The sequence below is a fragment of the Streptomyces sp. NPDC002896 genome, from assembly GCF_040295225.1.
Lineage (GTDB): Bacteria > Actinomycetota > Actinomycetes > Streptomycetales > Streptomycetaceae > Streptomyces.
Genome location: NZ_JBEOVA010000008.1, coordinates 132,227 through 155,209 on the forward strand (window position 1 = coordinate 132,227; position 22,983 = coordinate 155,209).

The 22,983-nt window shown below is 70.6% G+C and carries 15 protein-coding genes and 1 pseudogene; 9 read left to right on the top strand and 7 right to left on the bottom strand.

The features are described from left to right. Positions 1 to 59: 59 nt before the first annotated feature. The 6 genes from ABT009_RS16510 to glgX form a co-directional block, all read right to left on the bottom strand. Positions 60 to 2,147 (bottom strand): M4 family metallopeptidase, encoded by a 2,088-nt coding sequence (locus ABT009_RS16510; protein WP_502989887.1) that lies wholly within the window; start codon positions 2,145 to 2,147, stop codon positions 60 to 62. Positions 2,148 to 2,553: 406 nt separating this feature from the next. Next, a complete protein-coding gene (locus ABT009_RS16515) occupies positions 2,554 to 4,425 on the bottom strand; it encodes an ABC transporter ATP-binding protein (RefSeq protein WP_351294342.1) in 1,872 nt (623 codons plus the stop codon). Then, positions 4,422 to 6,182, bottom strand: coding sequence for an ABC transporter transmembrane domain-containing protein (locus ABT009_RS16520; protein WP_351295008.1), 1,761 nt, complete (start codon positions 6,180 to 6,182; stop codon positions 4,422 to 4,424). The genes ABT009_RS16515 and ABT009_RS16520 overlap by 4 nt, the downstream gene beginning before the upstream one ends. A 60-nt stretch (positions 6,183 to 6,242) precedes the next feature. Continuing rightward, on the bottom strand, positions 6,243 to 8,108 hold the full coding sequence (locus tag ABT009_RS16525) for an ABC transporter ATP-binding protein (RefSeq protein ID WP_351294345.1): 1,866 nt from the start codon (positions 8,106 to 8,108) through the stop codon (positions 6,243 to 6,245). Beyond that, a complete protein-coding gene (locus ABT009_RS16530) occupies positions 8,105 to 10,057 on the bottom strand; it encodes an ABC transporter ATP-binding protein (protein ID WP_351294348.1) in 1,953 nt (650 codons plus the stop codon). Before ABT009_RS16530 ends, ABT009_RS16525 begins: the two co-directional genes overlap by 4 nt. Before the next feature lie 192 nt (positions 10,058 to 10,249). After that, a complete protein-coding gene (glgX, locus tag ABT009_RS16535) occupies positions 10,250 to 12,526 on the bottom strand; it encodes a glycogen debranching protein GlgX (protein WP_351294351.1) in 2,277 nt (758 codons plus the stop codon). A 175-nt stretch (positions 12,527 to 12,701) separates the two neighbouring features. Between glgX and ABT009_RS16540 the strand changes: the two genes are divergently transcribed. The 9 genes and pseudogenes from ABT009_RS16540 (at position 12,702) to ABT009_RS16580 (ending at position 21,500) form a co-directional block, all read left to right on the top strand. Beyond that, entirely contained in the window at positions 12,702 to 13,916 is a 1,215-nt protein-coding gene (locus ABT009_RS16540; RefSeq protein ID WP_351294354.1) for a L,D-transpeptidase, read from the top strand. A 184-nt stretch (positions 13,917 to 14,100) separates the two neighbouring features. Continuing rightward, on the top strand, positions 14,101 to 15,414 hold the full coding sequence (locus ABT009_RS16545; protein ID WP_502989888.1) for a L,D-transpeptidase: 1,314 nt from the start codon (positions 14,101 to 14,103) through the stop codon (positions 15,412 to 15,414). An 84-nt stretch (positions 15,415 to 15,498) separates the two neighbouring features. Then, positions 15,499 to 16,266, top strand: a complete 768-nt coding sequence (locus ABT009_RS16550; RefSeq protein ID WP_351294360.1) for an enoyl-CoA hydratase/isomerase family protein — start codon at positions 15,499 to 15,501, stop codon at positions 16,264 to 16,266. Positions 16,267 to 16,494: 228 nt separating this feature from the next. Further along, a complete protein-coding gene (locus ABT009_RS16555) occupies positions 16,495 to 17,097 on the top strand; it encodes an ATP-binding protein (protein WP_351295011.1) in 603 nt (200 codons plus the stop codon). Between the two features lie 401 nt (positions 17,098 to 17,498). Continuing rightward, on the top strand, positions 17,499 to 18,293 hold the full coding sequence (locus ABT009_RS16560) for a polysaccharide deacetylase family protein (protein WP_351294362.1): 795 nt from the start codon (positions 17,499 to 17,501) through the stop codon (positions 18,291 to 18,293). Next, positions 18,293 to 19,516, top strand: a complete 1,224-nt coding sequence (locus ABT009_RS16565; protein ID WP_351294365.1) for a YncE family protein — start codon at positions 18,293 to 18,295, stop codon at positions 19,514 to 19,516. Before ABT009_RS16560 ends, ABT009_RS16565 begins: the two co-directional genes overlap by 1 nt. 58 nt (positions 19,517 to 19,574) lie before the next feature. Continuing rightward, positions 19,575 to 20,359 (top strand): annotated as a pseudogene (locus tag ABT009_RS16570) (helix-turn-helix domain-containing protein). 65 nt (positions 20,360 to 20,424) lie between these two features. Continuing rightward, complete coding sequence (locus ABT009_RS16575) at positions 20,425 to 20,643, top strand: EF-hand domain-containing protein (RefSeq protein WP_351294368.1); 219 nt, start codon at positions 20,425 to 20,427, stop codon at positions 20,641 to 20,643. A 194-nt stretch (positions 20,644 to 20,837) separates the two neighbouring features. Beyond that, positions 20,838 to 21,500, top strand: a complete 663-nt coding sequence (locus ABT009_RS16580) for an NADPH-dependent F420 reductase (RefSeq protein WP_502989889.1) — start codon at positions 20,838 to 20,840, stop codon at positions 21,498 to 21,500. A gap of 72 nt (positions 21,501 to 21,572) precedes the next feature. On the opposite strand, the gene ABT009_RS16585 is transcribed toward ABT009_RS16580, so the two are convergent. Further along, entirely contained in the window at positions 21,573 to 22,940 is a 1,368-nt protein-coding gene (locus ABT009_RS16585; RefSeq protein WP_351294372.1) for an L-serine ammonia-lyase, read from the bottom strand. Between the last annotated feature and the right edge of the window lie 43 nt (positions 22,941 to 22,983).

Sequence of the window (22,983 nt, forward strand, 5' to 3'; positions counted from 1 at the left end):
CCGCGGGACGCCGCCGAACGGGCCCGGGCGGCCCGGGCTCACGGGCTACGGCCCGCGATCTACGGGAACGTCAGCTTCCAGCTGTTGATGTACCCGGTGTCCTGCGCCGCCTGGTCCTGGACCTTCAACTGCCAGGTGCCGTTGGCTACTTCGGAGGACGCGTCGACCGTGTACGTCGTGCTGACGTTGTCCGCCGAGTCCGAGGAGCTGAAGCTCTTCAGGCGGTACGTCGAGCCGTCGGGGGCCACCAGGTCGACGACCAGGTCGCCGCGCCAGGTGTGCACGATGTCGACGCCGACCTGGAGGTTGGTCGGCGCGTTGCCGGTGCGGCCGGTGACGGTGACCGACGAGGTGACAGCAGCGCCGTTGTCCGGGATCGACACGTCGGCGGTGTTCTCGAACGACGTACCCGTGCTGCCGCCGGATCGCGTACCGACGTTGACCCCGGCCCACGCGTCCTGCACCGCCTTGTACTCGGCGCTGGACGTGCCGTACAGCTCACCGGCGACCGCGAGGGTCCCGGTGCGGGCGCTCGCGTAGTTCGTCGTCGACGTGAACTTCGTCGTCAGCGCCTTGAACCAGATCAGCGCGGCCTTGTCGCGGCCGATGCCGGTGACCGGAAGGCCGTCGGACGTGGGGGAGTTGTACGAGACTCCGTTGACCGTCTTGGTGCCGCTGCCCTCGCTCAGCAGGTAGAAGAAGTGGTTCGCGGGGCCCGACGAGTAGTGCACGTCGATCGACCCGATGCCCGAGTACCAGGCGTCCTTCGACGAGCCGTCCTTGCTGGGCTGGTCCATGTAGCGCAGCGGGGTGCCGTCGCCGTTGATGTCGATCTTCTCGCCGACCATGTAGTCGCCGAGGTCCGACGAGTTACCCGCGTAGAACTCGACCGCGGCGGCCATGATGTCCGATGTCGCCTCGTTCAGGCCGCCGGACTCGCCGCTGTAGTTGAGGCCCGCCGTGTTCGACGTGACGCCGTGCGTCATCTCGTGCGCGGCGACGTCGATCGACGTCAGCGGCTTGGCGTTGCCCTCGCCGTCGCCGTACGTCATGCAGAAGCAGCTGTCGGACCAGAAGGCGTTGACGTACCCGCTGCTGTAGTGGACCCGTGAGTACGCCCCGACGCCGTCACCGCGGATACCGGTGCGGCCCTGCACGTTCTTGTAGTAGTCCCAGGTCAGCGCCGCGCCGTAGTGGGCGTCGGCGCCCGCCGTCTCCAGGTTCGACGCGGCCCCGTTGCCCCACACGTCGTCCGAGCCCGAGAAGAGGGTGCCGGTGCCGGACGTGCCGCGGTTGAGGTTGTACGTCTTGTGGCTGCCGCGGGCCGTGTCGGTCAGGTTGTACGTCGAGCCGGACTGCGCGGTGCCGAGGGTGACGGTGCCGCTGTACTGGGTGTTGCCCGTGCCGGTCTCGATGCCCTGCCACTCGTAGAGCTTCTCGCCCGTGGAGGCGTCGGTGACGACGTGCAGCTCGTTCGGGGTGCCGTCGTGCTGCAGCCCGCCGACCACCGTCTCGTACGCGAGGGTCGGCTTGCCGTCGGCCATCCACACCACCTTGCGGGGGGCGCGGTCGGCCTCGGTCTTCTTGGACCCTTCGGCCGCCGCGGCGCGCAGCGCCTGTTTCTCGGCGGTCGCCGGCTTCACGTCGGCGGTGGTGTCCACGCCCTTGAGCTGGGTCTTCACGGCCCGCGTGACGCCTTCGGTCTTGCCGGAGGCCGTCGTGTCGACCACCAGGTCGCCGCCCAGGACGGGGAGTCCGTCGTAGGTGCGCTCGTAGCGGGTGTGGACCGTGCCGTCGCGGTCCTTGACGACATCGCGGACGACCAGCTTCTCCTTGGCACCGAGGCCCAGTTCGTCAGCGGTGTCCGCCTTGGTGGTGTTGGCCTCGCGTATCAGCTCGGCGCGCTGTGACGGGGAGAGCTTGGCGGGCAGTGCGCCCTTGTCCGGCTTGCCGGCGGCGGGTGCCTGCTGGGGGACGTCCGCTGTCGCCGCCCCCGTCTGGACGGCGACGGCGAGCAGGGCCGCAACGGCTACGAGCGCGCCGGTGGCCGCGGCGCGGCGCCGGGTCGTGCGAGGGGTGTGGGAGGTGCGTCTGTGGGACGTGGATCCATGGGACGACGCGGATCCGTGAGAGGTTCGTCTCAACACTGACTCCTTCTGCGTGGCCGCGGGTCGCGCGGCCAGGGGAGACCGGACGGTGGGTGGCCGTCCGGGCAGGACAAAGGCGGAACCTGTACGGGTGCGTGCGGGTACGGGTGTCGAGCTGTGCGGGTGCCGGTGTGGTGCGGGGTGTGGCGCGGTGCACGGTGGTGCGGGCGGTGCGTGCGGGCGTGTGCGGTGCTGATGGCCCGTAACGCCCGGTCGACGCGCGTAACTTGTGGATGTGCTGTGCGTCGGCCGAGGGAAGAGTGGCAGGAGAGCCAGGTCCCTGTCAGGAGCGCGTCAAAAGGTTGGCTGGAAATGTTTCGTTGCCCGGGCGGTCACGTCCGCTGTACGGCCCGTGCGGTGGGAGGCAGCGCGGGTTCGTTCGAGGACGGTGACGGCGAGACCGGATTCAGTCGCGGGCAGCCGCCGGCTCACCGTGCCAGGTGCGCCACAGCGCCGCGTACGCCCCGTCGGCCGACACGAGGCCCTCGTGCGTACCGAGTTCGGTCAGGCGGCCGTCCTCCATCACGGCCACCCGGTCGGCGTCGTGCGCCGTGTGCAGGCGGTGCGCGATCGCGATGACCGTCCGCCCCTCGAGGACGGCGGCCAGCGCACGCTCCGTGTGGCGTGCGGTCGCCGGGTCGAGGAGCGCCGTGGCCTCGTCGAGGATCAGCGTGTGCGGATCGGCCAGCACGACACGCGCGAGGGCGAGTTGCTGGGCCGCCGAGCCGTCGGTCCGGTACCCGTCGTGCCCCAGCTCCGTGTCCAGGCCGTCCGGCAGCTCGTCCGCCCAGTCGGCACCGACGGCGGCGAGGGCCGCCCACAGCTCTGCGTCGGTGGCCGACGGCTCGGCGATCAGCAGGTTGTCGCGGACCGTGCCGAGGAACACGTGGTGCTCCTGCGTGACGAGGACGACCTGCCGTCGCAGCTGCTCGGGGTCCAGATCCGCGATCGGTACGCCTCCCACCGTCACCGTGCCGGTGCCCGGCGCGTCGATGCCCGCGAGGAGCCTGCTCAGCGTGGTCTTGCCCGCGCCGGACGGCCCGACGACCGCCAGCCGCTCGCCGGGCCGCACCGTCAGATCGACCCCGCGCAGCACCTCGCCCCCGCCGGGATAGGCGTAGTGCACACCCGTCACGTCGATCCGGTCGTCCACCGGGGCGGCCGGGGCCGTGGAACCGGCCGATGAGGCCTTCGGTGCCCGGGCCAGCCCTTCGACGCGGGCGAAGGAAGCGCTGCTGCTCTGCAGCTGCTCGACCCCCATCAGGATCGCGTCGAGCGGCTCGGGCAGCTGCCGCAGATACAGCGCCGCGGTGACCACGGCGCCCAGGCTCAACACGCCTCTCGCATGCAGCACACCGCCCACCAGCAGCACCGCGACCACGGGGACCGTGTACGAGACCTCGACGACCGGGAAGAACACGGTGCGCAGGTACAGCGTGTGCATCCGTGTGCGACGCGACGTCTCGAGCGCGTCCCGGCTCGCGGTGACGCGACGCCGCTGCAGTCCGAAGGCCTCGACCGCGCGCGCTCCCGAGGCGGTGGCCCCGAGGATCTCGGCGACCTCGGACGTCGCGGCACCCTCGGCGAGATAGGCGGCGCGCGCCCGCCGCAGATACCAGCGCAGCGCGAAACAGATGCCGAGCAGACAGAGCACTCCGCAGCCGCCGAGCAGCGGGTCGACGGCGAAGACAGCGCCGAGGAGGAACAGCGCCTGGACGGATTGGATGAGCAGCCTGGGAGCCGTATCGCGCAAGGTGGTGCCCACCGCCGTGACGTCGGCGGTGCCACGGGCCGTCAGATCACCGGTGCCCGCCCGCTCGACGGCCGAGGCGGGCAGCGCCAGTGCCCGGTCCACGAACTCCTCACGCACGCGTGCCAGCGTCCGCTCCCCGAACCGGTGGCCCACGTACCGGGCGTAGCGCGCCAGCAGCAGCTGCGCCAGCGTGCACACCAGGATGGCGAGCGCCAGCCGGTCCACCATGCTCACACCGTCACCGGACCGGACCTCGTCGATGATGCGGCCGACCAGCCAGGGACCGACGAGACCGGCGCCGGCGGCCAGCGCGTTGAGGACGAGCACGGTGGCGAAGGCGCGTCGGTCCGCGCGGATCAGCCGTCCCCCCGCCCGGCGTACGTCGGACGGTTCGGCGATGGGGAGTTTCGCCGACGTCCTCGTCGGCCTCCGGGCCGACTCGTGCGGTGACTCCTGGGCCTGTTTCGGCGGTGACTCCTGGGCCTGCTTCCGCAGCGCCTCCTGGGCCTGCTTCCGTGGCGTCATCGAACGGCCTCCTCTGCGTCCGTGTCGCGGGCCACGAGCGCGCGGTATCCGGGCTCGGCCTCCAGGAGTTCACGGTGGCCGCCGACCGCGGCCACCTTGCCGTCGACCAGGTAGTACACGGTGTCCGCCTGGTCCAGCACCAGCGGCGATGTGGTGGTGACGAGCGTCGTGCGGCCGGAGCGCACGGCGCGCAGCCGGGTCGCGACGGCGGCCTCGGTGTGCGCGTCGAGCGCCGAGGTGGGCTCGACCGCCAGCAGTACCTCGGGATCGGCCAGCAGCGCCCGGACCAGGCGTACGCGCTGCCGCTGGCCGCCGGAGAGATTGCGGCCCTGCGCGTCGATGAGCGAGTCGAACCCGTCCGGCAGGCCGCGGACGATGTCGTCCGCCACGGCCGCGTGCACGGCGCGGGCGATGGCCGCGTCGTCCTTTCCGTCCGGTGCCCAGCGTCCGCAGACCAGGTCGCGCAGCGGGCCGGCGAACAAGTCGGCCTCGTGGTCCGCGACCAGGATCCGTTCGCGGACCTGCGGCAGGGCGATCCGGTCGAGGCGCACGCCGCCCCAGGTGGCCGCCGATTCGGTGTACCGGCCGAGGCGGTCGACGACGGCCGCGGAGTCCGTGGGCCGCGCGCCGGCGAGCGCGGTCAGTCCGCCCGGCGCGACCTCGACACCGGACTCCGGATCGCGCAGCACGGACGAGGACGCGGGCGCGTCCAGCAGAGGCTCGAGTCGCTCGGGGGCATCGGGCCGCCCCAGCGGCTCGAGCCGCTCCGAAGGTTCCAGCGCCAGGAAACGTACGACCCGCCGGGCCGCCACCAGGCCCCGGCTGACCTGGTACGCACACTCGATGAAGAACGCCGCCGGCACCACGAGGACCGCGACGTAGCCGTACACCGACACCAACTCGCCCACCGTGATGGCACCCTGCGCGGCCATCCGCGCCGCCAGCCAGGTCACGACGGCGAGGAACAGCATCGGCAGGCCGACACCCAGCGCCTGGAGCCAGCTGGTCACCGCGCCGACCCGGTACCCCTCGACCAGCAGCCGCCGCGAGTCGCCCCGGAAGCTGGCGGCGTACAGCCCCTTGCCCCCGAGGCCGTTGAGGACGCGCAGGCCCTCCGCGAGGTCGCCGATACGGGCCGTCAGCCTGCCCTGCCGCTCGCGGTATCTCGTCTCCGCGCCCTGCAGTCGCCCCATGAGCGGCCGCACCAGAAGGCCGATCACCGGTACGCCGAGCAGCACCACCGCGGAGAGCGGCAGCGAGATCGACATCAGGAGCACGGCCACCACGACATAGGCGGCGAAGGAGCCGACGCCGGGGCCGACGATGGTCAGGCACTGGCTGATCGTCCACACGTCGCTGACGCCGATCGTGACCACCTCGCCCGCCTTGACTTGACGCGGCAGCGCGGCGCCCAGCCGGACCGCCTGCCCGATCACGACCTTGACCGTGCGGAAGTTGGCGTCCATCCGGACCCTGGTCATCGTGCGGTGCCGCATGATGCTCACCCAGGCGTTGAACGTCCCGAGGCCGAGCAGGACCCCGGTCCAGCCGGCCAGCGCGGCCAGGTTCCCCGGCTCGAGACCGTCGTCGACCGCGCGCGACAGCACGTACGGCGTGAGCGCCATGATCACCAGCCAGACGCTGCCCAGCAGCGCGCCGGCGGCGGACCTGCCGGGCTGCCTGGTGACCAGCCACCACAGGTACCGGCCGCCGCTGCGACAGTCCGCCCTCCCAGGATCCTCGTACGCATCGATCATCAGGACCCGCCCTTCATCCACCCGGCCCTTCGTCCGCTCCCGCCACGCACGGGCCTGCCCCTACACGAGACTTGTGCGCCACGCCCGGTGCAGATCCGCGAACCGGCCTTCACCCGCGATGAGTTCGGCCGGAGTGCCGTCCTCCACGATGCGGCCGTGCTCCATGACCAGCACCCGGTCGGCGATCTCCACCGTCGACAGGCGGTGCGCGATCACGACCGCCGTACGGCCGCTGAGCACCGTGTGCATCGCGCGCTGCACGGCCCGCTCGCCGGGGATGTCCAGGGAGCTGGTCGCCTCGTCCAGGATCAGCACGGCCGGGTCGGCGAGCAGGGCGCGGGCGAAGGACACCAACTGGCGCTGACCGGCCGAGATACGGCCGCCCCTCTTGCGTACGTCCGTGTCGTAACCGTCGGGCAGGGCGCTGATGAAGTCGTGCGCGCCGATGGCCTTGGCTGCCTGTTCGATCTCCTCGCGGGTGGTGTCGGGGCGGCCGATGGCGATGTTCTCCGCGACCGTGCCGGAGAACAGGAACGCCTCCTGGGTCACCATCACCACACCGCGCCGCAGTTCTGGAGTGGAGAGGTCGCGCAGGTCGACGCCGTCGAGAAGGACCTGGCCCGCCGAGGGGTCGTAGAAGCGGGCCAGCAGTTTGGCGAGCGTCGACTTGCCCGCGCCCGTGGAGCCGACGACGGCGACGGTCTGTCCGGCGGGGATGGTCAGATCGAAGCGGGGCAGCACCTCGCCGCCGGTGCGGTAACGGAAGGACACGCGCTCGAAGACGACCTCGCGCCCGGGGCGGTCACCCGCCAGCGGCGGCAGCGGGCGCGGCGACTCGGGCTCCGGTACGGACGGCGCCTGGTGCAGCAGACCCGCGATCTTGCGCAGCGAAGCGGCCGCGGACTCATACGAGTTGAGGAACATCGCGAGCCGGTCGATCGGGTCGTACAGCCGCCGCACGAACAGGACGGCCGCGGCCAGCACGCCGAGCTCCAGGGACCCGGCCGCGACGCGGTAGGCACCCCACAGCACCATGCCGGCCACGGCCGTGTTCGCCACCAGCCGGGAGCCGATGACATAGCGCGCCATCTCCAGCAGGGCGTCCCCGTTGGCGCGCTCGTGGCGGTGGTTGAGGACCGCGAAGTGCTCGTCGTTGGCCCGCTCCCGGCGGAAGGCGCGTACCGGGCGGATGCCGTTCATGGTCTCCGCGAACTTCACGATCACGGCGGCGATCGCCGTCGACCGCTCCCCGTACACGCGGCCCGCGCGGCGCCGGTACAGCTGGATCAGCACGTACAGCGGCACGAACGACAGTGCGGCCACGCTGCCGATGCCGAGGTCCAGCCAGAGCAGCATCGCGGTGATGTAGACGGAGGCGAGGATGACGTTGATGAGCTCCTGCAGCCCCTCGGCGAGCAGCTCGCGCAGGGACTCCACATCCGTGGTCGCACGGGAGATGAGGCGGCCGGAGGTGTAGCGGTCGTGGAAGTCCACGCTCAGGGCCTGCGCATGGCGGAAGATGCGGCCGCGCAGATCGAGGAGCACGTCCTGGTTGACGAGGGCGGACACCCGTACGAACGCGTACAGGAAGACGCCGGAGCAGGCCGACGCCAGCAGATAGCCGACGGCGACGGCGATCAGCGGCCCGTAGTCGTGCGCCCGGAACGCGGGCACCGCGGTGTCGATGGCGTACGCGACGAGCAGCGGGCCCGCCTGCACGGCGGCCTGCTGCAGGAGCAGGCAGAGGGCGACCAGCCAGACGGTGCGTCGGCGGGGCGCGAGCAGCGAGCGCAGCAGGGCGCCGGTCGCGCCCCTGGGCGTGGGCAGGTCGTCCTGGTCGAACGGGTCGCCTTTGGGAGGGAGTTGGGGCTCGTCGGCGGGTTCGGGGGCGGTCGGCGGTGTCTGAGCTGCGGCGGTGGTGGTCATGGTGCGTCGTTCCCCTTCTCGCCCTGTACGCCGTGTTCTCGCTGGTGGTGACCTGGCTCGCCGTGCCCGTCCTGGTTGTGCTGATCCTGGCCGCGCGCGTCCTGACCGCGCCGGTCCTCGCCGGACATCAGGTGCCGATACTCGGCGTTCGTCCGCAGCAGCTCCTGATGCGTACCCACCGCGGCGATCCGCCCGCCCGACAGCAGCGCCACGCGGTCGGCGAGCAGCACGGTCGACGGCCGGTGAGCCACGACGAGAGCGGTGCTCTCGGCGAGCACCTCCCGCAGCGCCCCCTCCACCAGCGCCTCCGTGTGCACGTCGAGGGCGGACAGCGGATCGTCGAGTACGAGGAAGCGGGGCTCGCCCACGACGGCCCGGGCCAGCGCCAGCCGCTGCCGCTGACCACCGGAGAGGCTGAGGCCCTGTTCGCCCACCTGGGTGGCGGCCCCCTCCGGGAGCCGCTGCACGAATCCGGCCTGGGCGATACCGAGCGCCCGGTCGAGGCGCTCGCGCCCGGCCCGCCCGTCGGCACCTGTGCCGTCCGCGCCCATGAGGACGTTCTCCGCCACCGACGCCGAGAACAGCGTCGGCTCCTCGAAGGCCACGGACACCAGGGTCCGCAGCTCCTCACGCCCCATGGCGGTGATGTCCCGCCCGTCCAGGGTGATACGCCCACCGGTGGTCTCGTGCAGGCGCGGCACGAGCGCCGTCAGGGTCGTCTTGCCGCTGCCCGTGGCGCCGACGAGGGCCATGGTCTCGCCGGGGCGGACGTGCAGATCGATCCGCTCGAGGACGGCGTCAGACCCCTCCGGGGCGTCCGGGTACCGGAACTCGACCCCGTCGAAGCGCATTCCACCGTCGCCACCGCCACTGTGACCGCCACCGCCACCGCCGTTGCGTTCCCCGGCATCGGCCGCAGCCGCATCCCCGCCGGAGGCCGAACCGCCGACCGCACCGGGCCCCTCCTCCACCGCGTCCATGACCTCGAAATACCGCCGCGTCGCGGTCGCCGCCTCCTGGCTCATGGCGAGCAGGAAGCCGATCGACTCGATGGGCCAGCGCAGCGCGAGGGCGGTGGACAGGAAGGCCACCATCGTGCCCGCCGACAGCTCACCGTCGGCGACCTGCACGGTGCCGAGGACGAGCGCGGTGCCCAGAGCCGTCTCCGGCAGCACGGTGATCAGGCACAGGAGCCCGGCGAGGAGCTGCGCCTTGGTGAGTTCGGTGCCTCGCAGTGTGCGCGAGAGCTCGCGGAAAGCCCGTGCCTGGCTGCGATGCCGCCCGAACCCTTTGATGATCCGGATGCCGAGCACCGACTCCTCGACGACGGTGGTCAGGTCGCCCACCTGGTCCTGCGCGGTGCGCGCGGCGGTCGCGTACTTCGCCTCGAAGCGGTAGCAGAGCGCCATGAGCGGTACGGCGGGCACGAGCAGGACGAGCCCCAGCGTCCAGTCCTGCGCGATGAGGAGTCCGAAACCCGCCAGGACGGTCACGCCGTTGACCAGCAGGAACGTCAACGGGAAGGCCAGGAACATCCGTACGACCATGAGGTCGGTCGTGCCTCGGGACAGCAACTGCCCCGAGGCCCAGCGGTCGTGGAACGCCACCGGGAGCCGCTGCAGATGCCTGTACAGACCGGCCCGCATCGCCGCCTCGACGCCCGCGAGCGGCCTCGCCACCAGCCACCGGCGCAACCCGAACAGCAGGGCCTCGGCGACGCCGAGCCCCAGCAGCAGGCCCGCGCCGAGCCACACCCCACCCGGATCGCGGTCGGCGACGGGTCCGTCCACGATCCACTTCAGCACGACGGGGAAGACGAGCGACAGGCACGACGCCACGACGGCGACCGCCGCTGCGCTGAACCAGCGGGCTCGTACGGGGCGTACGTACGGCCACAGGCGCAGGAGTGATCGCACGGCGGACGAGGTGGGCGCGGGTGAAGTGGACATCGTTGGCGAGCCTACGGTTCGCCACTGACAGTGCCCACCGAGTTTTGGCTGGACTGGCGTAGTCCGTTGGTCCTACGGCTGGATGTGGGTGGGTGGGGGCCCTGCGGGGGCGTTCCCCGATCCCGCCCCTTCCCGAAACTGGAGGCTCTGCCCCCAGACCCGCTCCCAATCGCCGGAGGGGCTGAATCTTCCTCACCCCACCGGCACAACCCTCAGCAACAGCACCGCCCGAGCCGGCACCGTAACCTCCACCCCCGCGGGGTGAACCACCCGTGGGGACCCCGCCTGCTCCTCCCGCGACGTGTCGACCACCACCTCGTACCGCTCAGCCCAAGGCCCTCCCGGCAGCACGAAACTCACCGGCCGGTCCCCGGCGTGCAGCACCGCGAGGAAGCTGTCGTCCACGACCGGCGCCCCCCGCTCGTCCCGCCCGGGAATGTCGCGCCCCGACAGGTACATCCCCAGTGTCGCGGCCGGCGCGTACCAGTCCCGCTCCGTCATCTCCGTGCCGCGCGCCGTGAACCACGCCAGGTCGCGCAGGCCGTCCGCCGAATGCGGGCGGCCGGAGAAGAAGGCCCGCCGCCGCAGCACCGGATGCGCGTGCCGCAGCGCGATCAGACGGGACGTCATATCGAACAAGGCCCGCCAGCCGGGGTCCTCCAGATGCGACCAGTCGACCCAGCTGATCTCGTTGTCCTGGCAGTACGCGTTGTTGTTGCCGCGCTGCGTACGGCCCATCTCGTCGCCCGCGACCAGCATGGGCACGCCCGTGGAGAGCAGCAGCGTGGTGAGCAGGTTGCGCAGCTGGCGGCGGCGCAGGGCGTTGGTGCGCTCGTCGTCCGTCTCGCCCTCCGCGCCGCAGTTCCAGGCCCGGTTGTCGTTCGAACCGTCCCGGTTCCCCTCGCCGTTGGCCTCGTTGTGCTTGCGCTCGTACGACACGAGATCGCGCAGCGTGAAGCCGTCATGGGCGGTGACGAAGTTGACGGAGGCGTACGGGCGGCGGCCGCCCCAGGCGTACAGGTCGCTCGAGCCCGACAGGCGGTAGCCGAGGTCGCGTACGTCCGGCAGTGCGCCCCTCCAGAAGTCGCGCACCGCGCCCCGGTAGCGGTCGTTCCACTCGGTCCACAGCGGTGGAAAGGAGCCCACCTGGTAGCCGCCGGAGCCGACGTCCCACGGCTCGGCGATGAGTTTCACGCGCCGCAGCACCGGGTCCTGCGCGATCACCGCGAGGAACGGCGACAGCATGTCGACGTCGTGCATGGCGCGCGCCAGGGCCGCCGCGAGGTCGAAGCGGAAGCCGTCGACGCCCATCTCGGTCACCCAGTAGCGCAGCGAGTCCGTGATGAGTCGCAGCACCTGCGGCTGGACCACGTGCAGGGTGTTCCCGCAGCCGGTGTAGTCGGCGTACCGCCGTGCGTCCGGCTGGAGGCGGTAGTAGCCGCGGTTGTCGATGCCCTTCAGGGACAGTGTCGGACCCAGCTCGCCCGCCTCCGCGGTGTGGTTGTAGACCACGTCGAGGATGACCTCGATCCCGGCCGTGTGCAGCGCCCGAACCATCCGCCGGAACTCGCCGACCTGCTGTCCGGTGGTGCCGCCGGCCGCGTACGCCGCGTGCGGCGCGAAGTAGCCGATGGAGTTGTAGCCCCAGTGGTTGCGCAGGCCCCTGCTCAGCAGATGGTCCTCGTGCGCGAACTGGTGCACGGGCAGCAGCTCGACCGCGGTCACCCCGAGGCGTACGAGATGGTCGATCGCGGCCGGGTGGGCGAGGCCGGCGTACGTGCCGCGCAGCTCCTCCGGTATGTCCGGGTGCAGCTTCGTGAAGCCGCGGACGTGCAGCTCGTAGATGACCGAGTCCGCCCAGGGCGTCTTCGGACGGCGGTCGTCGACCCACTCGTCGTCGGGGTCGTCGTCGTGGACGACCACGCCCTTGGGGACGAACGGCGCGGAGTCCCGCTCGTCCCGTACGGTGTCGGCCACCTCCTGCTGCGGCCAGTCCCGCACATGCCCGTACACCTCCGTCGGCATCCTGAAGTCGCCGTCCACCGCGCGCGCGTACGGGTCGAGAAGCAGCTTGGCGGGGTTCCAGCGGGCACCCGTCCACGGGTCCCAGCGGCCGTGCACGCGGTAGCCGTACCGCTGCCCGGGCATCACGCCCGGCACGAAGCCGTGCCAGATCTCGTGCGTCAGTTCGGTAAGCGGGCAGCGCGTCTCGCGGCCCTCGTCGTCGAAGAGGCACAGCTCGACCGCCTCGGCCCCGCCCGCCCAGAGCGCGAAGTTGGTGCCCGCCACCCCGTCGGGGCCGACCCGGAAGCGCGCTCCGAGCGGGGTCGGTGCCCCGGGCCATGCCGGAACGGCCGGCAACGCCGGTTTGCTGCGCCGGCCGTTCAGCACGGCGGCGGGGCGCTCGGGCGTCCCGTTGCCCGTGCGCCTGCCCTCCTGAACTGCCTCCTGCTCGGCTGCACTCGACACCTGTCAGCCTCCCGCGGCTCGGTGAGACGAGGCGCGACGGAGCCCAGGCGTCCCGACCGCGGCTCCCCACGCGTCGTCCTCCCCAGTGTTCTGCCCACCGCGTGGCTCGCACTCACGTTTCCCCAGGAGGGCGAAAACCGGTTTCCCCAGGAGGGGGACGGTCGTTGGGATGGGCATGATCGAGAAAGTTCACAAAGTGGTGCGCAACAGACGCTCAGGCGCCGCACTGGCTGCCGTACTGACATGGGCCTGCCTGCTGGCCGCAGCTGCCGGATGCACCTCGGACGGGGTCGCCGGCAAGCCGTCGTCCCTCGAGGACACCATCCGTATCTCACCGGCCGACGGCAGCAAGGGCGTGCGCGTCGACGCACCCATCAAGGTGTCGGTGCCCGACGGACGGCTCGAGTCCGTGAAGGTCGTCAGGTTCCAGGACGCCCAGGAGTACCCGGTGAAAGGCCGCATCTCCCAGGACGGCATGAGCTGGCGGACGGACGGCGAGAAGCTGGAGCTGGCCGCCAAGTACACCGTCGACGCGGTGGCACTGGACAGCAAGGGCCGCCGCTCCGCCCGGCACACCACGTTCACGACGCTCGTCCCCGAGGAGCGGTTCATCGGCTACGTCACCCCGGAGAACCGTTCCACCGTGGGCACCGGCATGATCGTCTCGCTGGAGTTCAACCGCGAGATCGAGAACCGCGCGGCCGTCGAACGCGCCGTGCGCGTCCGGTCGGAACCGGCCGTGGAGATCGCCCCGCACTGGTTCGGCAACACCCGCCTGGACTTCCGCCCGCAGAACTACTGGAGGCCCGGCACCAAGGTCACCGTCGAACTGCGCCTGCGCGACGTGGAGGCGGAGCCGGGGGTCTACGGCCTGCAGAAGAAGACCTTCTCGTTCACCATCGGCCGCAGCCAGGTCAGCCTGGTGGACGTCGCCGCGCACACCATGCAGGTGCGCCGCGACGGCGAGCTCATCGCCACCATGCCCATCACCGCGGGCGCACCCAAGACCACCACGTACAACGGGAAGATGGTGGTCTCCGAGATGCTCGAGACGACCCGGATGAACAGCCAGACGGTCGGTTTCGGCGGTGAGTACGACGTTCCGGACGTCCCGCACGCGATGCGCCTCACCACCTCCGGCACGTTCCTGCACGGCAACTACTGGATTTCCAGGGCATTCGGGGTCGCGAACGTCACCCATGGATGCATCGGGCTGCGCGACGTGAGGGGCGGCAAGCAGGACACACCGGCCGCCTGGTTCTTCGACCGGAGTCTCATCGGCGACGTCATCGAAGTGGTCAACTCCGCCGACAAGGAAGTCGCCCCCGACAACGGCCTCAACGGCTGGAACATGGACTGGGACGAGTGGAAGGCGGGCTCCGCGAACTGACGATCCCCTCCGCGGCCGGCCGGCCCGCCACCAGCGCCACCAGGGCTCACCATGATTGAAGTTGGAACTGAACGGTGACAATCGCTAGGAGTCGTGGTCGTCAGCCGTGTGGTTAATTTGCGATGTGCGCGCAGTGACGCGCGGGGGGCGGGCCTGACCAGGCCGTGTGAGGGGAGAACACATCTTGAACGGGCGACCGATATCGGGGGCGCCGGTTGGGGCGCGGCTGTGCCCGGGGCGAAGCGGCGGGGCGGGGCGAGGGAGTGTCACGAGGCGTCGGGCCCGCACGGGCCGACCGGGTGGCACGAGTCTTCTCGCCCTGCTGCTGGGGGCGTTGCTGATGCTCGTCACGGCGTGCGGCGGGGGTGGCGGCGCGAACTCCGGCAGCGGTGACAAGGACGGCAAGGGATCGGACAAGGCGGCCGAGGCGACCGCGCCCTCGCAGGCCGTCGTGGAGATATCCCCCAAGGACGGCGCGGACGGCGTCGCCACGACCGGCGCCCTCAAGGTCACCGCGGACAAGGGCAAGCTCACCGAGGTCAAGGTCGAGGACTCCAAGGGCAACCCGGTCGAGGGAGACATCACGGACGGCGGCGCCAAGTGGAAGCCCGCGCAGCACCTCGCCTCCGCGACCAAGTACAAGGTCCACGCGGTGGCGGAGGACTCCGAGGGCCGCCAGTCCGCCAAGGACGCCACCTTCACCACCCTCGTTCCGAAGAACACCTTCATCGGCTACTTCACGCCCGAGGACGGCTCGAAGGTCGGCGTCGGCATGCCCTTCTCGATCCGCTTCACACGCGGGATCACCAACCCCGGGGACGTCGAGAAGGCGATACAGATCAAGACCGAGCCGTCCGTGCCCGTCGAGGGCCACTGGTTCGGCAACGACCGCCTGGACTTCCGCCCGGAGAAGTACTGGAAGGCGGGCACCAAGGTCACCGTGAAGCTCAACCTCGACGGCGTCGAGGGACGGCCCGGCGTCTACGGCAAGCAGGCCAAGACCGTGTCCTTCACCATCGGCCGCAACCAGGTCTCGGTTGTCGACGCCAAGAAGCACACGATGAAGGTCATGCAGGACGGCAAGGTCATCAAGACCATCCCGGTCACCACCGGCAAGCCCGGCTACGACACCTGGAACGGCCAGATGGTCATCAGCCAGAAGCTCACGGTGACCCGCATGAACGGCGAGACCGTCGGCTACGGCGGCGAGTACGACATCAAGGACGTCCCGCACGCCATGCGCCTGACCGACTCCGGCACCTTCATCCACGGCAACTACTGGGGCGGCGGCGCCTTCGGCAACTACAACGCCAGCCACGGCTGCGTGGGTCTGCGCGACGTGCGCGGCGGCTACGACAAGAGCGTGCCGGCCGCCTGGTTCTTCAACCACTCGCTGATCGGCGACGTGGTGGTCGTCAAGAACTCCAACGACCGGACCGTCGACCCGGCCAACGGGCTCAACGGCTGGAACATGTCCTGGGAGAAGTGGACGTCGTAGACCCCTTCCGACCCGCGGGCCTGGTGCGACATGTGACTGATCGCACCGGGCCCGTTGTCGTTAGTGCCCGTTAACCTGCTCTGCATGACTGTGCATCTCGAAGTCGCCGAAGGCATCGGCACCATCCGCCTCGACCGCCCGCCGATGAACGCACTGGACATCGCCGTCCAGGACCGGCTCCGTGAGCTGGCCGAGGAGGCCACACGCCGCGACGACGTGCGCGCCGTGATCCTCTACGGCGGCGAGAAGGTGTTCGCGGCGGGCGCGGACATCAAGGAGATGCAGGCCATGGACCATACGGCGATGGTCGTACGCTCCCGGGCCCTGCAGGACTCCTTCACCGCCGTGGCCCGCATCCCCAAGCCCGTCGTCGCCGCCGTCACCGGCTATGCACTGGGCGGCGGCTGCGAGCTGGCGCTGTGCGCCGACTACCGGATCGCCGCGGACAACGCCAAGCTCGGCCAGCCGGAGATCCTCCTCGGCCTGATCCCGGGCGCGGGCGGCACCCAGCGACTGCCCCGGCTGATCGGCCCCTCCAAGGCCAAGGACCTCATCTTCACGGGCCGCATGGTGACGGCCGACGAGGCCCTCTCGATCGGCCTGGTGGACCGCATCGTCCCGGCCGCCGAGGTCTACGAGCACGCGCGCGCCTGGGCGGCCAAACTGGTCCAGGGGCCGGCTCTCGCGCTGCGCGCCGCCAAGGAGTCCGTCGACGCCGGCCTGGAGACGGACATCGACACGGGCCTCGCGATCGAACGCAACTGGTTCTCGGGCCTGTTCGCCACCGAGGACCGCGAGCGCGGCATGCGCAGCTTCGTCGAGGAAGGGCCGGGCAAGGCGAAGTTCCTGTGATCTTACTGCGGTGAACTCGCCTGCGATTACGGGAAGTTGAATCGCCCTGTTGGTTCCGGCTGCGCGATCCGGTGGGCCGGCGTCAGTGCGCCGGCCCAGGCCGGGTACCTCGATGGGCGGACTGCGGGTGCCTTAAAAAAGCCTTAAGGAATGCCCGGTCGCAGCGTTCCGCGATCATTCGTGAGCGAGAAGTCATCGCAGGCCAGGCGGGGTTCTGCGTGGTCTTCACTGCCGCGGGCATATGCCAACCCGACCACTCGGAGTGCAGAACTCCAGGTCACGTATTCCTGCGGAACCCCTCCGCGGAGCGCTCCGGGCGGCCATGATGGGGGCATGGCAGCGGGGCTGGAGGGTTTCGAGCAGCCGCGGCGGCTGGCCGGTGCGACAGCGGCGCGCTGGTCACCAGCGGTGGAGGACGAACAGGCGCTCAGGGCGCTGGACTTGTACGGCAATCCGGCGGAGGCCGAGGTTTCGCTGCCGTCACGCCCGGAGTCCGCGGCCATCGCGCGCCGCCTCGCCCAGGTCGTGACGCTCCGTCACTGGGGACTCTCTCCGAGGCTGACCGAGGATGTCGTGCTTCTCGTCTCGGAACTCGTCGGCAACGCCGTGCGCCACACGGGTGCCCGCATCTTCGGGCTGGGCATGCAGCGCCGCCGCGGCTGGATCCGCGTCGAGGTGCGCGACCCCTCGCGCGGGCTGCCCTGTCTGATGCCCGTTCACGAGCTCGACATCAGCGGCCGCGGCCTCTTCCTGGTCGACAGGCTCTCGGACCGCTGGGGTGTGGATCTGCTGCCGCGCGGCAAGACGACGTGGTTCGAGATGCGCGTCTGACGACGCCGTTCTCATCACCTGCGCCCGTACGTGCTGACGCACAGAAGCCCCCGTTCGTCGTTGTGCGGCGGCTGGGGGCTTCTGTGGAGTGCCGTGGATGCGGAGGGGTGTGCTCCACGGCGGCTGTTGAACGACCGGCCCGGGTCAATGGAGGTCGTGGTTCTGACTATGTCAGACAACGGTAGTTGATCCAAAGTCCCCATTCGGGCATATGTGCTCAATATGGATGAAATCCCGGATGAATCTTCGGTGATCCCGGCCACCCACCTGGTAAATATCGGCTGAACGTGACTGGAATCAGCCATTCTGCAAGATCTTTTCAGCCGTCGAAGGGTGTGAGTCGCGACCCGCACCGCCCGGAAGCGGGTCAATCTGGATCCAGCCTGGCAAGTCACCCTTAAATGGGTCGAGTGACCACTGCCGACCGTCGCTCGGCCCTGCGTACGGGCGCCGGGCTCGCCGTCGCGGGCACGCTCGCCGCCGGATGTTCCACGAGCGGCCCGGCGCGTTCCGCGGAACTCCGTCCGGGGCAGTCCTCAGCACGTCCGGCCCCTACCGAACACTCCGCCGCCCCCGGCCCTCGCCGCTTCCCCGGCCTGCCCGCCCAGATCACCCACAGCCCCCGCGGACGCCCGGAGGTGGCGCTCACCTTCCACGGCCAGGGCGACCCCGCCACCGCCGTGGCGCTGCTCGAGACGGCCGAGCGGGCGCACGCCCGGATCACCGTCCTCGCCGTCGGCAGCTGGCTCGACGAGCATCCGGACCTCGCCCGCCGCGTCCTCGACGGCGGCCACGAGATCGGCAACCACACCCTCAACCACCGTGCCGTCAACGCCATGTCCGAAGCCGAGGCGGCCGCGGAGATCAACGGCTGTGCGGACCGGCTGCACCGGCTGACCGGTTCCATCGGCAGCTTCTTCCGGCCGTCCCAGGCGAAGGAGGCCTCCCCGCTCGTCGAACGCCTCGCCCGCAGCGCGGGCTACCCGCACGTCCTGTCGTACGACGTCGACTCGCTCGACTACACCTCGCCCGGGCCCGAGGCCGTCGTCCGCACCGTCGGCGGACTGGTGCGTCCCGGGTCGGTGGTGAGCCTGCACTTCGGGTACGCGGACACGGTTGCCGCGCTGCCCGCCCTCCTCGACCTTCTCGCTCGCCGCGGACTGCGCGCGGTGACCACCACGGAGCTGCTGACCTGATGCCCCTGCACCTGACCCTCACCAAGCGCGCCGGCGTCACTCTCGCCAGCGCCCTGCTGGCCGCTCTCGCGGGCTGCGGCGCCCCGTCGTCCGGCCCGGCGGACCAGGATCTCGGCACGAAGGGCGCAGTCACTCCGTCCGCCAGTCCCACCAGGTCGCCCGTCCAGGTGCCCGCCACGCCGCAGGCGGTCCAGGGGCTTGCGGGCATGCCGCCCGTACTCGATCCGAAGGACGTGTACGCGGCCGACCGCCCCGGCAAACTCTCGCCGGTCGTCAAGGACTTCCCATCCCGCGTCTACGTCCCCAACACCGAGTCGAACACGGTGTCGATCATCGACCCGAAGACGTACAAAGTGATCAAGACGATTCCGGTCGGCATCCAGCCCCAGCACGTGGTGCCCTCCTGGGACATGAAGACGCTGTGGGTCAACAACAACCGCGGCCACACGCTCACGCCCATCGACCCGAAGACCGGCGAGGCGGGCGATCCCGTGGAGGTGCACGACCCGTACAACCTCTACTTCACGCCGGACGGGAAGTACGCCGTCGTCATGGCCTCGCTCGACCGCGAGCTCGTCTTCCGCGACCCGCACACCATGAAACGAGTCAAGTCCGTGCCCGTCAGCTGCTACGGCGTCAACCACGCCGACTTCTCGCTCGACGGCCGGTACTTCATCGTCTCCTGCGAGTTCTCCGGCGAGCTGCTCAAGGTCGACACCGCGAAGATGAAGGTCATCGGCCAGCAGAAGCTGCCCTTCTCGGGGGCCATGCCGCAGGACGTGAAACTCTCCCCGGACGGCAAGACCTTCTACATCGCCGACATGATGGCCGACGGTATGTGGGTGCTCGACGGAGACAAGTTCACCGAGCCGAAGCTGATGCCCACCGGCAAGGGCACCCACGGCCTGTACGTCAGCCGCGACTCGAAGGAGATGTACATCTCCAACCGCGGCGAAGGCACCATCTCCGTCTTCGACTTCGCCAAGAACGCGCTGACCAAGAAGTGGAGGCTGCCGGACGGCGGCAGCCCCGACATGGGTGGCGTCTCGGCGGACGGCAACGTGCTGTGGCTGTCGGGACGGTACAACTCCGAGGTGTACGCCATCGACACGCGCACCGGCCAGCAGATCGCCCGCATCCGCGTCGGCGGCGGCCCGCACGGCCTGGCCGTCTACCCTCAGCCGGGCCGGTACTCGCTGGGGCACACGGGCGTCTTCCGCTGACGGGATGCCGGGTCCGCGGCTTGAGTCTCCACCCACTGGAAGGCCCAGACTCGGAAGCATGATCGACGACGGCACCGGGTTGTTCACCATCGGGCAGCTCTCCCGTCGCACCGGCCTTTCGGTGCGCACCATCCGCTACTGGTCGGACGAGGGAGTCCTGCCGCCCGTGACCCGCTCGGGCGGCGGCTACCGGCTCTACGACGCCGGGTCCCTCGCCTGCCTCGAACTGATCCGCACCCTGCGCGAGCTGGGCCTCGGCCTCGACGACGTGCGCAGGGTGGCGGCGGGCGAGCAGACCCTCGCGGAGGTCGCCGCCACTCATGTGGCAGCGCTCGACGCGCAGATCCGCACGCTGCGGGTGACCAGGGCCGTGCTGTCGACCGTCGCACAACGCGGCTCCACCGCAGAGGAGATGACACTCGTGCTGTGTCTTCTGGGGGATACCCCCAGACCCCCGAGCTGGCGCGGCTCTCGGCCGCCGAACGCAAGCGCATAATCGAGGACTTCGTCGAGGAGGCGTTCGCCGGCCTCGACACCGCCGACCCCGCCATCCGCGAACGACTGCGCAACACCGTCGCCGACATGCCGGACGACCCCACGCCCGAGCAGGTGGACGCCGTCCGGCGCACGGCGCCGGTCGGGGCCATGGTGTGCACGGCGCCGCCGGTCAGCAGGACGCAGTCGGCCTCGGGTGCCTCCGCCGCGACGGCGCGGGCGCTCTGGTACGCGAGGCTGCGCTACCGCGAGCTGACGGCCATCGTGAACGGCCGCGAGTACCGGCGCGCTCACGTCGAGGAGTTCGCCTGGGTGATCGCCGCGCTCCGGGCGCAGCTGGGCCGTTGACCACTGTCCTTCCCCATGCCGCTAATCTGACCGACGTCAGTAGGTACCAAGAAGGGGCGGATCCGGTGGCGGACATCGAGGAAGCACGCAGGGCATTCGAGCGGTTCGACGTGGACGGCGACGGCTTCATCACGGCCGCCGAGTACAGCAGCGTCATGGCGCAGCTGGGTGACTTCCACGTCACCGTGCCTGTGGCGGAGGCCGTGATAGCCGCCAAGGACACCAACAAGGACAAGCTGCTGTCGTTCGACGAGTTCTGGGCTTCTCTCAACAAGAGCGCCTGAGCATCGGCCGTGGCCCAAGGGCCCGGCGCCCCTGCCGAGAGGCGGGGCGCCGGGCCCTTTCGCCGTACGGGAGCGGTGCATACGCCGGCATGGAAGTGCCATGTCACCCGAGAGCCGCAACGCCCGGAATATCCCGGTTGTCCCGGAGGTTTGCGCCCCCGTCAGCACCGCCTCCGGAGAAGGCAGGGCAAGTCATGAAGATCGGCATCATCGGCGCCGGCAACATCGGCGGCAACCTCACCCGGCGCCTGACCGCTCTCGGGCACGACGTGTCCGTCGCGAACTCGCGCGGTCCGCACACCCTGACCGCGCTGGCCGAGGAGACCGGGGCGACGCCCGTCACGGTCGGGGACGCGGCACGCGGCGCCCAGGTCGTCGTGATCACCGTCCCCGTGAAGGCCGTGCCCGACCTGCCGTCCGGGCTGCTCGACGGGGCCGCGGACGGCGTCGCCGTGATCGACACCGGCAACTACTACCCCCAGCAGCGGGACGGCAGGATCGCCGCCATCGAGGACGAGGGCCTCACCGAGAGCCGCTGGACCGAGCGGCAGATCGGCCACCCCGTCATCAAGGCATTCAACGGCACGTACGCCCACGACCTCCTCGACAAGCCGAAGCCCAAGGGCGACCCGGCACGCATCGCCCTGCCGGTCGCCGGCGACGACGAGGCCGCCAAGCGGGTCGTACGCGGCCTCCTCGACGAGCTCGGCTTCGACACCGTGGACACCGGCGGCCTCGACGACTCCTGGCGCCAGCAGCCCGGCACCCCGGTGTACGGCCTCGCGGCCGGCGCCGAGGAGGTCACGAAGGCGCTGGCCGAGGCGTCGCCGGAGCGGTCGGCGGAGTTCCGCGCCTGACGGCGCACATACGCACGGGGGCCGGTGCGCGGCGGCCGCGGCAGCAGACCGAGTACGTGAGGCGCGTTTCGCTCAGCACTCGATGATGTTGACCGCGAGCCCGCCCCGCGCCGTCTCCTTGTACTTGACGGACATGTCGGCGCCGGTCTCCTTCATGGTCTTGATGACCTTGTCGAGGGACACCTTGTGGCTGCCGTCGCCGCGCATCGCCATCCGCGCGGCGGTGACTGCCTTGACCGCCGCCATGCCGTTGCGTTCGATGCACGGGATCTGGACGAGGCCGCCGACCGGGTCGCAGGTGAGGCCGAGGTTGTGCTCCATGCCGATCTCGGCGGCGTTCTCGACCTGCTCCGGGGAGCCGCCCAGGACCTCGGCCAGTGCGCCGGCGGCCATCGAGCAGGCCGAGCCGACCTCGCCCTGGCAGCCGACCTCCGCGCCGGAGATGGAGGCGTTCTCCTTGAACAGCATGCCGACCGCGCCGGCGGCCAGCAGGAAGCGGACGATGCCGTCCTCGTCGGCGCCGGGCACGAAGTTCATGTAGTAGTGCAGGACCGCGGGGATGATGCCCGCTGCGCCGTTCGTGGGCGCGGTGACGACACGGCCGCCCGCGGCGTTCTCCTCGTTCACCGCCATCGCGTACAGAGTGATCCACTCCATCGCGCGCGCCAGCGGGTCGCCCTCGGCGCGCAGCTGGCGCGCGGAGTTCGCGGCGCGACGGCGGACCTTCAGGCCGCCGGGCAGGATGCCCTCGCGGGACATGCCGCGCGCCACGCAAGACTGCATGACCCGCCAGATCTCCAGCAGGCCCTCGCGGATCTCGTCCTCGGTGCGCCAGGCCTTCTCGTTCTCCAGCATCAGCGACGAGATCGACAGGCCCGTCTCGCGGGTGAGGCGCAGCAGCTCGTCGCCCGTGCGGAAGGGGTACTTCAGCACGGTGTCGTCGAGCTTGATGCGGTCGGCGCCCACCGCGTCCTCGTCGACGACGAAGCCGCCGCCCACCGAGTAGTACGTCTTCTCCAGCAGCGCCCCGCCCTCGGCGTCGTACGACCGGAGCGTCATGCCGTTGGCGTGGTACGGGAGCGCCTTGCGGCGGTGCAGGACCAGGTGCTCGTCGAAGTCGAAGGCGATCTCGTGCGTCCCGAGCAGGCTGATCCGCCCAGCCGACCTGATCTTCTCGACGCGCTCGTCGGCGGTCTCCACGTCGACGGTGCGCGGGGACTCGCCCTCGAGGCCGAGGAGGACGGCCTTCGGGGTGCCGTGGCCGTGGCCGGTCGCGCCCAGGGAGCCGTACAGCTCGGCGCGTATGGAGGCCGTCTGCGTGAGCAGCTCCTCGTTCCGCAGCCTGCGGGCGAACATGCGGGCCGCCCGCATCGGCCCGACGGTGTGCGAGCTCGACGGGCCGATGCCGATCGAGAACAGGTCGAAGACCGAGATGGCCACGGGGAACTCCTTGGGGTACTGCTGTGAAAAAACATGGGGCGGG